The organism is Acinetobacter sp. ANC 4805, assembly GCF_022549495.1.
Taxonomy (GTDB): domain Bacteria; phylum Pseudomonadota; class Gammaproteobacteria; order Pseudomonadales; family Moraxellaceae; genus Acinetobacter.
Map to the genome: position 1 here is coordinate 48,987 of NZ_JAKZGD010000009.1, position 15,641 is coordinate 64,627.

16 protein-coding genes and 2 pseudogenes are annotated in these 15,641 nt (G+C 37.8%); 9 read left to right on the plus strand and 9 right to left on the minus strand.

Annotated elements, in window-relative coordinates:
- Positions 1 to 195: 195 nt before the first annotated feature.
- Positions 196 to 906 carry a cytochrome c biogenesis protein CcdA gene (locus MMP60_RS12635; protein ID WP_241336672.1) on the minus strand — a complete coding sequence of 237 codons (711 nt, stop codon included), beginning with the start codon at positions 904 to 906 and terminating at the stop codon, positions 196 to 198.
- Position 907: 1 nt separating this feature from the next.
- Positions 908 to 1,321 carry a thioredoxin family protein gene (locus MMP60_RS12640; RefSeq protein ID WP_241336673.1) on the minus strand — a complete coding sequence of 138 codons (414 nt, stop codon included), beginning with the start codon at positions 1,319 to 1,321 and terminating at the stop codon, positions 908 to 910.
- Between the two features lie 214 nt (positions 1,322 to 1,535).
- On the opposite strand from MMP60_RS12640, the gene MMP60_RS12645 reads away from it, so the two are divergent.
- The 3 genes and pseudogenes from MMP60_RS12645 (at position 1,536) to MMP60_RS12655 (ending at position 3,299) form a co-directional block, all read left to right on the plus strand.
- Entirely contained in the window at positions 1,536 to 2,069 is a 534-nt protein-coding gene (locus MMP60_RS12645) for a peroxiredoxin-like family protein (RefSeq protein ID WP_241336675.1), read from the plus strand.
- Between the two features lie 55 nt (positions 2,070 to 2,124).
- A pseudogene (locus MMP60_RS12650) lies at positions 2,125 to 2,445 on the plus strand (transposase); the annotation flags it as partial.
- A gap of 140 nt (positions 2,446 to 2,585) precedes the next feature.
- The gene (locus MMP60_RS12655) at positions 2,586 to 3,299 is read left to right on the plus strand and encodes an oxidoreductase C-terminal domain-containing protein (protein WP_241336676.1); all 714 of its coding nucleotides are present in this window, start codon (positions 2,586 to 2,588) and stop codon (positions 3,297 to 3,299) included.
- A 100-nt stretch (positions 3,300 to 3,399) separates the two neighbouring features.
- On the opposite strand, the pseudogene MMP60_RS12660 reads toward MMP60_RS12655, so the two are convergent.
- A pseudogene (locus MMP60_RS12660) lies at positions 3,400 to 3,498 on the minus strand (IS5/IS1182 family transposase); the annotation flags it as partial.
- Between the two features lie 168 nt (positions 3,499 to 3,666).
- On the opposite strand from MMP60_RS12660, the gene MMP60_RS12665 reads away from it, so the two are divergent.
- The 3 genes from MMP60_RS12665 (at position 3,667) to MMP60_RS12675 (ending at position 7,545) form a co-directional block, all read left to right on the plus strand.
- Positions 3,667 to 4,767 carry an ABC transporter ATP-binding protein gene (locus MMP60_RS12665; protein ID WP_241336677.1) on the plus strand — a complete coding sequence of 367 codons (1,101 nt, stop codon included), beginning with the start codon at positions 3,667 to 3,669 and terminating at the stop codon, positions 4,765 to 4,767.
- 42 nt (positions 4,768 to 4,809) lie between these two features.
- Entirely contained in the window at positions 4,810 to 5,826 is a 1,017-nt protein-coding gene (locus MMP60_RS12670; protein ID WP_151769156.1) for an extracellular solute-binding protein, read from the plus strand.
- Positions 5,827 to 5,913: 87 nt separating this feature from the next.
- Positions 5,914 to 7,545, plus strand: coding sequence for an iron ABC transporter permease (locus tag MMP60_RS12675; RefSeq protein ID WP_241336678.1), 1,632 nt, complete (start codon positions 5,914 to 5,916; stop codon positions 7,543 to 7,545).
- A gap of 104 nt (positions 7,546 to 7,649) precedes the next feature.
- Here MMP60_RS12675 and MMP60_RS12680 read toward each other — a convergent pair whose 3' ends face one another.
- From MMP60_RS12680 to MMP60_RS12705, 6 genes are all read right to left on the minus strand, one after another.
- Positions 7,650 to 9,734 (minus strand): TonB-dependent siderophore receptor, encoded by a 2,085-nt coding sequence (locus MMP60_RS12680; RefSeq protein WP_241336679.1) that lies wholly within the window; start codon positions 9,732 to 9,734, stop codon positions 7,650 to 7,652.
- 129 nt (positions 9,735 to 9,863) lie between these two features.
- Positions 9,864 to 10,088, minus strand: a complete 225-nt coding sequence (locus tag MMP60_RS12685) for a Plug domain-containing protein (RefSeq protein WP_171062099.1) — start codon at positions 10,086 to 10,088, stop codon at positions 9,864 to 9,866.
- Positions 10,089 to 10,324: 236 nt separating this feature from the next.
- Entirely contained in the window at positions 10,325 to 10,627 is a 303-nt protein-coding gene (locus MMP60_RS12690; protein WP_241336681.1) for a hypothetical protein, read from the minus strand.
- Positions 10,628 to 10,749: 122 nt separating this feature from the next.
- The gene (locus tag MMP60_RS12695) at positions 10,750 to 11,133 is read right to left on the minus strand and encodes a hypothetical protein (RefSeq protein ID WP_241336683.1); all 384 of its coding nucleotides are present in this window, start codon (positions 11,131 to 11,133) and stop codon (positions 10,750 to 10,752) included.
- A 24-nt stretch (positions 11,134 to 11,157) separates the two neighbouring features.
- A complete protein-coding gene (locus tag MMP60_RS12700; RefSeq protein WP_241336684.1) occupies positions 11,158 to 11,922 on the minus strand; it encodes a hypothetical protein in 765 nt (254 codons plus the stop codon).
- A gap of 91 nt (positions 11,923 to 12,013) precedes the next feature.
- Entirely contained in the window at positions 12,014 to 12,622 is a 609-nt protein-coding gene (locus MMP60_RS12705; RefSeq protein WP_017395552.1) for a hypothetical protein, read from the minus strand.
- A gap of 840 nt (positions 12,623 to 13,462) precedes the next feature.
- Between MMP60_RS12705 and MMP60_RS12710 the strand changes: the two genes are divergently transcribed.
- From MMP60_RS12710 to MMP60_RS12720, 3 genes are all read left to right on the plus strand, one after another.
- Complete coding sequence (locus MMP60_RS12710; protein ID WP_241336686.1) at positions 13,463 to 13,816, plus strand: DUF2384 domain-containing protein; 354 nt, start codon at positions 13,463 to 13,465, stop codon at positions 13,814 to 13,816.
- Positions 13,817 to 14,322: 506 nt separating this feature from the next.
- Positions 14,323 to 14,670 carry a hypothetical protein gene (locus MMP60_RS12715; RefSeq protein ID WP_241336688.1) on the plus strand — a complete coding sequence of 116 codons (348 nt, stop codon included), beginning with the start codon at positions 14,323 to 14,325 and terminating at the stop codon, positions 14,668 to 14,670.
- Positions 14,654 to 15,508 carry a hypothetical protein gene (locus MMP60_RS12720; RefSeq protein ID WP_241336689.1) on the plus strand — a complete coding sequence of 285 codons (855 nt, stop codon included), beginning with the start codon at positions 14,654 to 14,656 and terminating at the stop codon, positions 15,506 to 15,508. The genes MMP60_RS12715 and MMP60_RS12720 overlap by 17 nt, the downstream gene beginning before the upstream one ends.
- Positions 15,509 to 15,641: the final 133 nt, after the last annotated feature.

The following is a 15,641-nucleotide window of genomic DNA, read 5'->3' on the forward strand; positions in this document are numbered from 1 at the left end:
GTTATTCTTACATACTTCTATGTGTTCAGCATGTCGTAATTTTGGAAATCAAATGGATGAAATCCGAAACATATCTAGAAATTATATGAAACAGGACCTCAAAGACAATGGCGAAAAGGAAAATAGATAATAAAATCAAACGACCCAAAAATATAAATTGAGTCATTTGATTTAGGGCTGAGGCTTTTTAAATTATCAGATCATAATTGCCCAATCAGGCAATAAACCTAATGCCATGATCTCTAGTTGCTTATCCAACCCTGTTAAAACAAGTAAGCCTAGTGTGAGAATGATCCAACCTAAGAATTTTTTCACTTTAACAGCATTTTGCAATGAATCAGGCTTAACTTTTTTTAGTACTTTAGCTGATAACATACCAGCAACTAGGAGGACTAAAGCTGTACCCATGCCAAAACTCAACATTATCATAAAAGCTAATGACATTTGTTGCCCCATAGAGGCTAAAGCGATTGCAGCTCCTAGAGTTGGTCCAACACAAGGTAACCAAACCAATCCCAACAATAAACCCAGATTGAATTGTCCTAGCCAACCAACCTGTCCATTATCTTGAGGGCTAAAACGGGAAGTAAACATAGATAACTTTACACTCACCCATTCACCAAAACGATGATAAATTAGTAATATTGCAGTAAAGATCAGTAGGATAGCCGCAAAATAACGAAATAACTCTGGATCTAGACCAGTATTAACTAAAATAAAACTGAGTAATGTTCCTGCTACCGCAAATGAAATACTTAAACCTAAAGCAAGCGCATAAGGTCCAAATTTACTTTTACCTGCTGCGGAACCCATCACTATGGGAATCAATGGCCAAACGCAGGGTGAAAGAACACCTAAAACGCCTGCAATGAATGCTAAAGGAATTGCAGCTAATTCTAAAGCCATTTTATTTACCTACCAACTTGACTGCATCAAGTTGTTTAAAAATGGCTTCAGATTTAGTTTCTGCTACAGCAAACCAGATTTGCTTATTTCCTTTATAGAGTGCGAAAGTCGACTGACGGGGTGCTTTAAAATATTTCACCCATTGCTTTTGTGTATCAAAATCAACCTCTAATACTGTAATTCCACTGTTAGGATTTAATGTTTGATAGTCTTTTAATATCTCATGTTGTTTTTTACATGTTGGACACCAATCTGCTCTTACATCAATCAGAAAAGCACTATTACTTTTTTTAAGCGTATTAAACTTTGCTTCAGTAAAAGGTTCAAATGATAATGCATAAACAGAGCTTACGGATCCCATCAAAGATAAAGTTGCAATTGCAACAGATTTTTTTAAGACATTGGCCATTAACATAAAAATTACCTCACAAAAAATTTAGAATTGCTATGCTTGATCTACACCTAGCATTAACTATTTTTTGACGACCGAGGCTATACATTCCTTACACTTCAAGTGTAAACAATTGTAATTTTCACGTATGTCAGAATTAATGAAATTAAATACTTAATTGTTGTAATAATTAGAGGTACAACTATGTCTAAACTATTTTGTAAAAGAGAAATAGATCATGAGACTGGAACAAGGAAATAAGGCGCCAAACTTCGAACTAACTGATATCACAGGCATTCAAGTAAATTTAGATGAATACAAGGGACAAAAAATCTTAGTTTCGTTTCAACGCTTTGCAGGTTGCCCATTTTGCAACTTAAGACTGCATCAAATGATTACTCGCTTTCCTCAATGGCAGGAAGATTTAGCTGTGCTTGTCATCTTTGATTCTACTTTAGAAAACTTGCAACAGCATGCAAATGAACATAAACCACCATTCCCTGTTCTAGCAGATGAAAAGAATACTGCTTATCAAGATTATGGAGTTGAATACTCTTGGTTGGGTGTTTTGAAAGGGTCAATATGCCGCTTCCCAACAATGATCAAAGCTCTTGCCAAAGGCTATGTACCGAAATCAATGAGTGGCAAAAAGGATACAATGCCTGCAAGCTTTCTAATTGACGAAGATGGCGTCATACAAGTCAGTTACTATGGACAAGATGAAGGTGACTATATTCCATTTGATATTATTGAAAATTTTATTCATAAATAAAGGCATTGTTGCACAAAGCTATTCTTGAAGGCTTCTTCAGCAATATAATTTCCAGATGAAGAAGCCTGTCCTTAAAATCTACCGTACAATCAATTGGTCCTCGTATAACCAAGCTTTAATCAAGCGAGGAAATATTTCAATCTGGTTTGATCCCAAGACCCAATGGTATGCACAGCCACAAGGCAAGCATGGACGAAATCAAACTTATTCCGATACAGCGATTCAATGCTGTTTAATGATCAAATCTCTATTCCGTCTTTCTTTACGTATGGTCACAGGTTTTGCTCAAAGCCTGATTAAACTCTGTGGTTTGAATTGGACAGCACCAGATTACTCCACCCTATGTAGACGACAAAAACATATTGATATTGCGATATATGCGCCGAATACGCCAAAATGATGGTACGTCTAAAGACTAAAAAAAAATAACAGAAAAGGCTGATCTTAAGACAAATCAATAATGTTTGGTTTGAAAACTTTCTCAATTAATTGATGGGTAGATGATGAAAAATTCAATTGTTATTATTGGTACTGGGCACAGCACCAGAGTTATCTGAGTTTTATACTCGTATTCATTATGAAGAAGGCGTTTGTATTCATGTCCATAAAAGTGTTGAAAAACTTGTTGGTACAAATGGCGCAGTGAAACAGGTTATTTGTCAGGATGGAACTATTTTTGATACAGATTTGGTAATTGTAGGGATCGGAGTACTGCCCAACATTGAGTTAGCGCAACAAGCAGGCTTAAAAGTCGAACAAGGGATTTGTATTGATGCTTATGGTCAAACTAGTGATCAACGTATTGTAGCTGCTGGCGATTGTGTCCAATACTTTAGTCAGCACTATCAACGCTCTGTAAGAGTCGAGTCAATCCCAAATGCCAATGATCAAGCTAAGATCGCTGCCTCAACCTTATGTGGAGATACAAAAACATTTGATAGCCTACCTTGGTTTTGGTCAGATCAATATGATCTGAAGCTACAAATTGCGGGTTTGAATAACGGTTATGATCAAGTGTATGTTCGAGGGAATCTAGCTTTAGGTCGTAGCCTAGCAATTTTTTACTATAAGCAAAACCGTATGATCGCCGCTGATTGCATCAATCGACCGCAAGAATTTATGTTAAGTAAACGAGTTATATCTTCTGGAATCATCATAGACCCAGTGATACTTACTGATGAAAATATATCTATCAATGATTTGATCAATGCGAATAATAAGGGGTCATAAAATAATATCTACTTGAATTACAAGACACTTTTTTAAGAGTGGCTGCTTCAGCTTACAAACAAACATCCACCTGACGATAGCACTAATTACCATCAGTGTGATCAAGCAAATCACCAAGCACGTGTGAATCACTCAAAGTGTTGGTTGTCAGTTTAACAGCAGGTATTTGAAAAGCTTTAGCATCTATACCGATTTTAATTTAAGCCCCCTAATATTTAATTAATAATTACTTATTCGAGTTAAATCACTTTACCTTTGAGTTTATTAAAATAGACCCAATAAACACACTCCCATTCCTTCAAAAAAACTCCACTTGAGAAGAATTATCAGTTATTATTTGGGCAAGAATTATTCCTGTGAATTGACCATGAATGCTCATACCGTAACGTTGGCCAATGTCTTAACGATTCAAAAGCTTAGCAAAAAATTCGGTGAGCGTTTTGCTGTAAATCAAGCATCATGGTCTGCTCAAAGTGGTCAGATTATTTGCCTATTGGGACATTCAGGTTGCGGTAAGACAACCATGCTACGTCTGATCGCAGGTCTAGAGACTCCTACTGAGGGTTCTATTCAGCTAGAAAGAAAAGTTCTATGGGACCCATATCAACAAGTTCAAGCTGAAGAACGCAATATCGGTTTTGTATTTCAAGACTATGCTCTCTTTCCACATTTAAGCGTGTTGGAAAATGTGATGTTTGGATTGAAAAAAATCCCGAAGCACGAGCGTCAATCTATTGCTGAAAATGCGTTAAAGCATGTCTCTATGTCGCATCATATTCATAGCTATCCACATACTTTATCTGGTGGTGAGCAACAGCGTGTCGCTTTAGCTCGTGCACTCGCACCTAAACCCCATGTCTTGCTTATGGATGAACCATTTTCGAATTTGGATCATCGTTTACGTGATCAAATTCGACAAAGTACTATTGAGATTTTAAAACAGACTTCAACCACAACTATCATTGTGACTCATGATCCTGAAGAAGCACTTCAAATTGCTGATCAGATTATTTTGATGCATCAGGGTAAAATCATTCAAAGTGGTACACCCAAGCAGCTTTACTTCCAACCGAAAACACTTTTTGCAGCACGTTATTTTTCCGATTTGAATGAAATAAAAACTCAAATACAAGATCAACAATTGCATACGTTTTTTGGAAATATTGCGATTCCAAAACATTTGACGAGTAGTAACGAGATTCGTTGCTATTTTAGACCACATCAATTACGTGTTAATCGGATAAAAACTGAAAATAGTCTAGCTGCTAAAATTATTTCGTCGAACTTCTTAGGCTATTCACAACTACTCAAATTAAAAATCGAAGCAGAAGATAAAGTGTTAAGTGCTTATGTTGAATATTCTCAACATTACGACCAAGCAGACACCGTCTACCTATCGTTAGATTTATCTCAGTGTTTCTTTTATGAATCTAATGATTCAATCGAAATCCATCAATCATCCACTTAACTGGTATTTATTATTCAAGTTTCTTCTTTTTAGGGATCAAAAATGAACCAACGAATAAAACTTCATGCGCTTTCAGTTAGTCTTGTCGCACTCAGCAGTGGTTGGGTAAATGCCGCTGAGGTCAATCTCTATACCACTCGCGAACCTGTGTTAATTCAACCACTCTTAGAAGAGTTCAATCAAAAAACAGGTATTAAAGTAAACACTGTTTTTATCAAAGATGGAATGCTGGAACGTGTTAAAACTGAAGGTCGCCGCTCACCTGCAGACGTCATGCTGACAGTTGATTTCGGTAATTTGGTTGATTTGGTTGAAAATGGTTTAACTCAACGAGTGAACTCTAAAGTTTTAAATACCGCGATTCCAGGTAACTTACGTGCAGCCAATGGTCATTGGTATGCGCTATCTATGCGTGCTCGTGCAGTATATGTTTCTAAAGAACGTACACCACTAAAAGCCATCAGTTATGAAGATCTCGCAAATCCAAAATGGAAAGGCAAGATTTGTATCCGCTCTGGCAGCCATCCTTATAACACATGGTTAATTGCATCCTATATTGCTCATCACGGCGAAAAAGCAACTGAGCAATGGTTACGTGGTATCAAAGCAAATTTAGCTCGCCCAGCGAGTGGTGGTGATCGTGATGTTGCACGTGATATTCTCGGTAAAATTTGTGATATCGGTGTTGCAAATACATACTACGTAGGAACAATGCGTAATGGTGATGCTGAGCAACAACGTTGGGGCAATGCAATTAATGTTGTATTACCTCGCTTTAAAAATGGTGGAACGCATATCAATGTATCAGGTGCAGCTGTAGCAAAATATGCACCAAACCGTAAAGAAGCAATTCAATTATTGGAATTTTTATCTTCAGACCATGCACAAGCAATCTATGCACAAAGTGGTTATGAGTATCCAGTAAAACCTGGTGTGAAGATTGATCCAATTATCGCAAGTTTCGGAAAGTTAAATATTGATAACGTCCGTCTGAGTGAAATTGCAAAATATCGTAAAGCAGCAAATCTGTTAGTCGATAAAGTTCAATTTAATCATTAAGTGATTTTATGGACAGGTCATCCATTTTGTTTTGACCTGTCCAATCAAACTTCTTAAACCTGCTCTTCAATAGTTTCTTAATCTCTAATGACCAAAAATAAGCATCACTTTAATTTATTCACATCGCTCAGTGGGGTATTGACCTTACTTGCCTGCTTGCCTGTTATTGCATTGGTTGTAACAGCAATTCAGGGTAATAGTGATATTTTTGGGCATCTGATTCAGTATGTTCTGCCACCTACTTTGGTTGATACCAGTATTTTATTATTTGGTGTTGGGCTACTCACGATTTTAATCGGAACTGGTAGCGCATGGTTAGTAACCGCATATCAGTTTAGAGGTCGAGCTTTTTTAGATTGGGCTCTACTGCTTCCCCTTGCAATACCAACATATATCATCGCTTATAGCTATATCGATATTTTGCATCCTATCGGCCCAGTACAAAGCTTTCTAACCGCTAACTTTGGTTTGGAATCTCAACCTGCTTGGTTTCCGAATATTCGCTCTGTTTGGGGCTGTATTTTTCTATTAAGTTTTGTCTTATATCCCTATGTCTATTTAAGTACACGTGCGATGTTTCTCATGCAATCAGCTAGCTTGATTGAAGTTGCACGCAGTTTAGGGCTCAACCCAAACCAAGTTTTTTTTCGAGTCGCGATTCCTTTAGCTCGTCCAGCAATCGCTGTGGGGGCTAGTTTAGCTTTGATGGAAACCATCAATGACATCGGCGCAACCGAGTTTTTAGGCGTAAAAACTCTAACTTTATCGATCTATTCAACATGGACAAATCAATCCGATCTCGCTAGTGCTGCACAAATCGCGATTTTCATGTTGATCATTATTACTTTATTGGTTGTTATTGAAAGACTGGGTAGACGCAAACAACGCTATATGAACTCTGCTCAACGTAGTCGATTGATGCCAGCACAACAACTCAGTGGCACAAAAGCTGGTTTATGTTTAATACTTGGATTAATCCCTATCACCATTGGTTTCCTCATTCCATTCATGCATTTATTGGTGGAATCTTATAAGCGTTTCAAGTATGCAGGTTTTTCAAACTATTTATTACAAGCATCAATCAACACTTTATTTTTAGCTACAGTTGCTACAGTGATCACGATTGCAATCGGATTCTTTATTGTCAGTGCGGCACGCTTTAGCCAAATTACATGGTTTAGCCGAATTGCTAGTTTAGGTTATGCAATACCTGGGACTGTGTTGGCTATTGGTCTTATGTTATCACTTGGTAAAATTGATCATGCGGTAGCTGATTTTCTTGAATTTAAATTAGGAATTCACACAGGCTTGCTCTTTTTAGGAACAACTTTTACCCTTATTTATGCCTACAGTGTACGCTTTCTTGCAATCGCAATTGGTGGAATAGAGTCTGGATATAATCGTATCCATGGCGTATTTGATGATGCGGCTCAAAATTTAGGCCGAAATCAATTTCTAATATTAAAAGAAGTTCATCTTCCACTACTCCGCCCTGCAATCATCTCTGCGGCATTGCTTATTTTCGTAGATTGCATGAAAGAATTGCCAGCCACCTTGTTACTTCGACCTTTGAATATGGAAACCCTCGCAACTCAGTTATATGCAGAAGCCTCAAGAGGAACATATGAAGATGGAGCAATTGCAGCATTATTAATTGTTTTAGTGGGTTTGATCCCTGTCATTCTGCTTGCTCGTATGAGTAAAGTGCTAAACAAATAAATAAGATTTTAGCGATATAGCGAATTCTGCTATATAGTCCCCAAATAAGAAAGGGTTGTATTTAATCAATACAACCCATTTTTCTATGTCAACCGAATCATCGATTAGAAACGATAACGAACACCAGCTTCAAATGAACGCTCAGGACCAACATAAATCCCTTGACGTAGACTTGCGATATAGCGCTTGTCCTCTAAGTTTTTAACTGCACCATAAAACTCAACTTGATCATTCAAGGTATAGCGTGTTGTCAAATCGACAGTCGTGTAAGCATCGATTTTTCCAGTAAAGAATCCTGAAGTATTCTCTACAATCGGTTTGGTATTTAATTCATCAGTAAACTGAGAACCTGTATAGTTTGCACTCAACTGACTACGTAGACCTGCATAGGTATAACCTACCCCAAGATTTGCTACCCATTCAGGTGTATATGGTACACGGTCACCATCTTTTGATTTTAGTGAACCATTTTTGTTGTAACGATCGCCTTTGAACTCAGCATTTGCAATCCATGTAAGATTAGCAAACACATCAAAACCATTCTCAAATTCTAAACTTACAGCACCTTCAAGCCCCTGGTTGTAAGTTTTACCTCCATTGGTCGTTTGGAAATCTGAGTTACTGTTGGCTGGAATAATTTGATTGTCAAAGTCCATACGGAAAGCAGTTAACTCGTAACGAACTGCATCTTGCTGACCTCTTAAACCCAACTCCCAACTTACCGCAGTTTCTGCATCTAGTTTTTGATCTTTCATTCCACTGAGTGAGTCACCATTTAGTGCTGGTGAGAATGCCTTGTAGACACTAGCGTAAAGCTGAACAGCTGGAATGAATTGGTAGGTAACACCTAATCCAGGCATTACTTCAGTATTTGAAGTTTTAACTGTTTCATTCTTTTGTTTATCATCACGTTGTTGTTCATAGCGTTCAACCCGAACACCAGGTGTTACAGACAATTGATCTGAAATATCGAAACGGTTTTGAGCATACAAAGCAACACTCTTCGCGGAATCTTTGGTATCTTTTGCTGTCGTACCTGAACGAGGTGTAGCACGTTTCGCATTAATCGTAACGTCATCCATTTTCTCATTCATCAAGCGCAAGCCAATCTCAGCTTCACCAGGAATATTAAAAATAGTATTTTTGGCGATCAGACGAGTTTCCGCTCCAATACGTTCAAAAGCACGATTATTGCCACTTACATTATCAGTATAAATCCAACGACCTGCAGCTTGTGAAGCTGTAGCATTCACGCCATAGCGCCAGTAATCACGATTCATTTCACTCCAATACAGCAATGTTTGAAGTTCAGTATCTGGATTAATATCCCAACGATGATTGATATCAAAAGAATTTCGCTCTGTTAAGAACCAATCATCAGGAGCAGGATTATTCTGTTTCTTGGCATGATACTCACCCAAGAACTGACCACGATATGAAATATTGGCATCATTTTCATAATGAGTAAATTTAACACCAACCCATTGATTATCACCGATGGCTGTACCTGCTTTGATAACGGCATCTTTCATTTCATAGCCTTTATCCATGAAACCGTCACTTTTCGCCCAACTTAAAATCGCTCCAACATTGCTATCTTTCGTTGGAGAACTGCCACCCAATTCAACAGTTGTCTTATAGGTATCCCAAGATCCAATTGATAGATCAACAAGAGCACCATCTTTAGGTTGTTTAGTACGATAATTTACTACACCACCAATATTCATAGGTCCATAACGCAACGCAGAAGATCCCTTAAGAACTTCAATGCTATCCATACGTTGAATACGAGGATTATAATAACGACCATTTCCAACAAATAAGCCAGCCGCTACAGGTACACCATCTTCTAAAATAAGTGTTTTGTAATCAGCCGAACTAATTCCTCGCATACCAATATTGGCAACAATTGCAGACTCCTCTTCAGGTTTAACATACACACCTGATACGCGTTTTAAAATTTCTTCAGTAGAGCTTGGAGTGAATTGTTGAATTTGCTCTTGGGTTACAATTACCGCTGCACCTGGAATTTTTGAAATTGAATCTTCTTGTGAGCCAATCACTTGAATCGTAGGTAATACAACAATTTGTTGAGTTTGTTCAGTAGCAGCATAAAGCATTGGTGCAAAACCACAGAACAGCAGACCACTCATAACAATTTGATTTTTAACAAATAAATACTTTTCCATGTGACCCCTATAATTAATCATCAGATTAAACTTAAAACAACCTTAAAAAACTGCGCAATTATAATACAAATAAAAACAATTATCAGTTCAATCACCCTAAATGAGAGTTATCTTGGTGATTGATATTTTCTATTCAAAATAAAATGATAGGCTATCCAACCCACGCATTCTTACATCTTTAGTTACACCTGCTGGACCAGTGAAACTCATACCAACAGTGCGTCGTAAGACATCTCCTACTGTTGCATCTCCATAATGTTCAACCTCTTGCTCAGAAATGATCACTTTAGGAACCGTAGTTTCCTGTCTCACCTCCGCACCATCTTGCTGTGCAATAATATGTATCGTTTCCATGGTGATTGGAGAGGATTCTGCATAAGCAAAACAAGATAACCCAAGGGAACACAAACTAAGAAAAAGAGTATTACGATTCATGGCATTCAGAAGATAAACACTAATGAGAATAATTATCCTTTAATTTAACAAAATTGCAACATTACTGTAAAAGTAACATATATTTTTCCATATACTTGAGCACATATAAAAAAATAAGGGAAAAACTATTCCCTTATTTTTAGATAAAATAAAGTTTAGACAACATCCTTTTTATAGTACTGATGCCTTCTTCTAGAATTATGCTTCCAGCTTTTAGCCCCATCACAGACATAAGCTGGTAGATCATCCCTTTCATCAGGCAAACCCGCACCTCGTGCAACACGAAGTTTTAAAGGATAGTTCTTATATTCAATCAAATGAAGAAAATAAAAACTACGTTCTTGACGTGTGCTGAACTTTTTATGATACACATTTCTCAGATGAGGGTATCGTTCTCGTATGCCGTCATTAGGGTGAGTATTTTCAGGTTGTAGGTACTGAAATTTCAGCTTTTTCATATTGCCTCCTAGGTCACATTACCTAGAAGGGGTCCTCTGCGTAGTAGTTCATTGTTTTAAACCTTTAATTTATCGTTGATCCATTGTTTTTAACGAATTCTCTAAGCTGCCAATGCTTATCTTTATTCAAAATAATAACTGATGGTCGTATCTTTATGATCTCCCCAGCCTGTCGAGATATCCGTCAATTCAACACCATTTTTCTGGTAACTTTTTACTCGGTATAAATAAGTCCGTGGCGGAGAGATATCATTGGTTCGTACTTTCTCAATCAGAATGAAAGTCTTGTCATCTAACCATCTTACTCTTAATGGTAATGGATCTTGGCATTGCCCTATTTCTGCATACATTGCAGCATCTTTTCCATTCTTGGAAAAGGACAAACCTGCACATTCTACATCGGGTAAATCTAAGACTAGTCGTTTACCAACTAAGCTTTCTTTTACACCTGCACTAGCCAAGGTTGAAAGACTTAAACATAATCCTGCAAATATTAATTTTTTCATTTGAATAGACTCTTAATTTAGTTGTTAAAACACATTGTCAATAAAGCCACACTGTAAGATGTGTTGTGATGGATTTACGGGATTGTCATAAAGGCTAATAAAAGCAATCATGTCATTCGGATCAGATACATCTCGTTTATAGGGCTGGCTATAGATATAAATTTGTTTAGGGATATAGACCTTTTGATTGTGGAAAACCTCTCCATCAAAGACCTTTAAATGTGGATATTGTTGGAAAACTTTGTGGGTTTTGCTTCTGTTTTGATCATCATGCATTGAAGCTTTATCCCATTGCTGTTTAAAGCTTTTCAATTGTTGTCCGCTATAGTGACTAAATTGAATCTTTAATCCATCCTCGATCTTTTGTTTGGTGTTATTAATATCATCAGCACGAAAGATCGCAGTTCTTGCCCCTGCAACACTGACGTGTACTAAGGTTTCAATTCTTTTGATGGGATTGCTTTTGCTATTGGGCAAATAAACTTCGGTTTCAGGACAATCTTCACAGAAATTTTCATCATCAGGATCATTGATGACGCTGCTCTTTTGTTTGCGGTACTGCTGTTGAAATTGTTGCTGTAATGAGGTGATTCCAGATGGCCATTTCATTTCGGTGCCCATCAAAGCCAAACTGTTACTTATAGATTGTTCGTTCTTAGCCCAATCCAGACAAGTTAAGCCCTGCTCTAAGGTGAATGGATTAGATGTAGACAGGGGTTGAGCCGTCACAGTCTGCATGATCAACAAGGTCATACTGCTGATCAGTAGTGGTTTAAATCTAAATTTCATTTTAATGATCCTCGCATCTCCTACGGGCTTTGGCTGCCCGCAAGAAGTGCTCGTGTAAAATACTTATTTATTTTTAATCGTTTAACATCAGTTATTGATAATGATCTGCTGATAGTAACTGACGGATTTCACTGGCCATTTGTGGACTACGCCAAGGAAATAGGACTTTTAGGCTGTAATTCGGTTTGAATGGATCTCGTGTACCGATATTGACTTGAAACTCTCGTTTCATCGGTGTGCGATGGACCTGTTGATTGACATGCGTTCCCATCATTGGATTGCTGATCACAGTGGTCGTGGTTCTAAAATTATCTTCGACTAAGTTGTAGTGTCCAACGGAGGTGATGTAATCAAAGGGATATTTCACGAGGCGTTGATCTGGCTGATCAAACAGAATAATGGTTTTATCTTGGCTATTAATCCAAACACCACGGTTTTGATAGTTAAAGCTTTCTCCTTGTCGCTTGAGTTGTTCAGTCATCCCGTCAAAATAGGTATTTCCATATTCGTAAAGGTAGTAAAGAATCACAAACCAGAACAGGTCAAAGCCAAAGAAGATGTAACCAAAAGCACCAAAAGAGAAGATTTTGGCAACGATGAGAAAGATCACGATGGGTAAGACCACACATTTTATAAAGAGCTTAGATTTTTGTGGACGGTGTTCAATAGGTATGATTTTGGGTTTGCTTAATTCAGTCATGTTTGTTTCCCGCATGTTCAATGCAATGCACAATCACCAGCGGATATAAAAAGGTTTATTTTTTATAGGCGTGACTTAGCCATCCACCGTTGGATTGTTTTTGTAAAAATATTGTTTGAATACAGACGAATAATAAAAAATTAGCCGTATCGCCCTCGTTGCAAAGCACAACAAGGTTGAACATGGGGTGAGGCACAAATTAGAAAAAATTGGTACAGCATGAGAAGCTCCTTGTGTTAAGAAGTTCTACCAATTACTGTCAAATAATGGTGGCAGAACGAGAGCGGGTTGACAGACTGGAACACAAGAATCCAGCACGTCCGAAGACGTCCCCCTCCCGTTCCACCGCAGAGGGGCACGAGGGGATAAACACTAAAAGACAAGTCCTTTAATGCTCTTGTGTTGGACGGTCTGTCAAAACCGACTGGCAATGTAGGCCAGCGAGCCCATATTAATTTTATCCAGCGCTTTAGTCAATTTTACAAAGTACTAAAATCTATACAATTAGATTCGCCAAATGTAATCACATTAAGTCTTTGATTTTTCCCATAAGGTCAAATTCATCCGATCGATAGGCTCATTTTGCTTTGATGGATGAGGCTAAAATGGACTGTTGTTCTCTATTAAAATAAAACAATAAAATAAAGAATTAAATCAGGCGCGGCTCAGCTTTTTCATTCGCAGCATTGAGTTGAATGAATGCGTAATGAGCTGTTAATGAGAAGAATGAAATTTACAAAGGCTGATTTAAAGAGAGCAAACTGAAGTTCCCTCTTCTTCAGTAATATCCTATTAAATGCGATAGAATAAATAATTAGCAAAGCTCAGCGGGTCGATTAAATGAACTCAGCCAGTACAGCAACGGTTTTAGCAGAAGCCGTCTTGAAAACCGCGAATTTATTTGGTCTTAGCAATACTCAACTGACTGCTGTGGTAGGTCTCGATCTCGCTTCGATGAACCAAATCGAACTCTCAGCTGTATTAGAACCCACATCTGCATATGGTGAAGCTGGATTATTGCTAATACGACTTTATCAAAGCTTATCAGCACTCACTGGCGGTGATTCTGAATGGATTGATTATTTTATGAATACATTCAATACCGCAACCGATGGTATCCCGATTCAGCAAATTCAGAACAGAAAAGGCTTAGAGAAAGTCTTAACGGTAGTTGAAGCCCTGAACAATCGATGATTTATTTAACTCATTCTTTTAGCGAATCAGCCTCGATTTGATGGATTAGAAATCCTGATCATCAATCATTAGCATCACTTCCGTTAAAAACCCATCAAACATTAAAGTTTGTGCTCAATGCGCCACTATAAACATGGTTCACACCCAATTTTCTAGCCGTCAGAAATTCAAAATATCTTCAGAAGAATCAATCAATTATTTAATGTTAAGATATGTAAAAAGATTCAACCACAGCGTTGACAGCTCAAGTGATACCCAGTTAAGCTAATTGTACACAGCAAAATCTGTGTTCAGGCGTAGGAAACCTGATATTATCTAGGTGCAAATAAATGTCGCACTTGCGGCTATTTTTTTGTCTACTGTTTAGCAGTCGTTATGGCAGTTTGACAGGACAACCGTAAGGTTGGCTGAGCCTAGATTCAGTATTTCCTACTCCTGTTAAGCTGCCACCATCATCGTAGGAAAATGATGGCGGTAAGTAATTCAACTTATCTAGGACTACTGCTATGAACGCAATTCTTCATGGTGCAAACACTTGCACACCTAAAAAACAAGCCTCGCAACTGATTGTTGAACTTGGCAAATCAATTTCAAATCCTCAGCGTCAAACACTCGCCAATCTTTATATTGCTGTTGATACTGCAAATTCCTTGCTCAAAGAGCTTGAACAAGCACATCAAATCATTCGTGAATGTATGCATGAAATGAATGATGAACAAATTCTCAAAGTCGGAAAGCTTAATCAAAATAATAACTTCTCCTCTTTATGGGCATTCCGCACGCATCAACGTCACAAGTTGATTGAACGTGCACAACGTGTTCTACGCGGGGCGAATCATGTCCAAGACCAATAAGAATAATAACCTCCTGATTTCTGGAGACTATCCACTTATTGCCTCGCCAACGCTTGCAAAAGCGTTTGGCGTGGCTGCCGCCAATTTTTTACAGAAGCTGCATTACTTTTTAGAAAATAACGAAGGAAAAACCTTTAATGGAAAAAAATATTGGTTCCATAGTTATGAACAGTGGCAAACCACGCTTGGCGTGTATAGCATCTCAACGATTAAAAGAATCGTAGCAAAGTTAAAGCGAGCTGGAATTTTAGTGATTGAAAAGTTAGCACAGAATAAATGGCTACAAACCAATTTCTATACGATTAACTATAAGAAACTCAAACAATTCATCAAAGTCGACAGTCAACAAGATCATCAGGCTAAAGTGAAATCACCCATTTCTGCTCCAGTCGCTGCACCCAGCTTGCAGAAGCCAGCACCAGCACATACTATTCAACCGAGTGCACTAATTAATTCGATTCAACAGGCGTTTCAAAATATCAAGGTTAAATCAAATAGATTTGAACCAACATTAAAAGTGGCAAAAGAATCCCGTATACGCCCCGACTTTGTCATGCGTAAATCTTATTCAGTAAAAGGATTAAGCCAACCACTCCACCCTGCGGCATCCAAGGAAATATTAAAAAATATGGATATGGACTACCGCTACTTTTATCAAGCACTGAGGCAACAACGAGTAGATATTGCTTATGATGATCACCGTATTCAACAACTGTTAAAGTATCAGAAGCGAATTCTTCAACACATTGTATATATCAAACAAAATTTTGCAGGACATGAGCGTTATCAATGGCACACGCTTGAACAATTGCAGATGGAAAACTATTTTAAGAAATAGGTCAAATTGCACTAAGACCAATTCAGTTGATCCGTCCATAGAACATATATAGACAGATCAACTGATTTAATTAAAGGCTGAAGGAGGAATAATACATTCCATTGAGCTTGTTTGTGAGCAGTCATCATCTTTG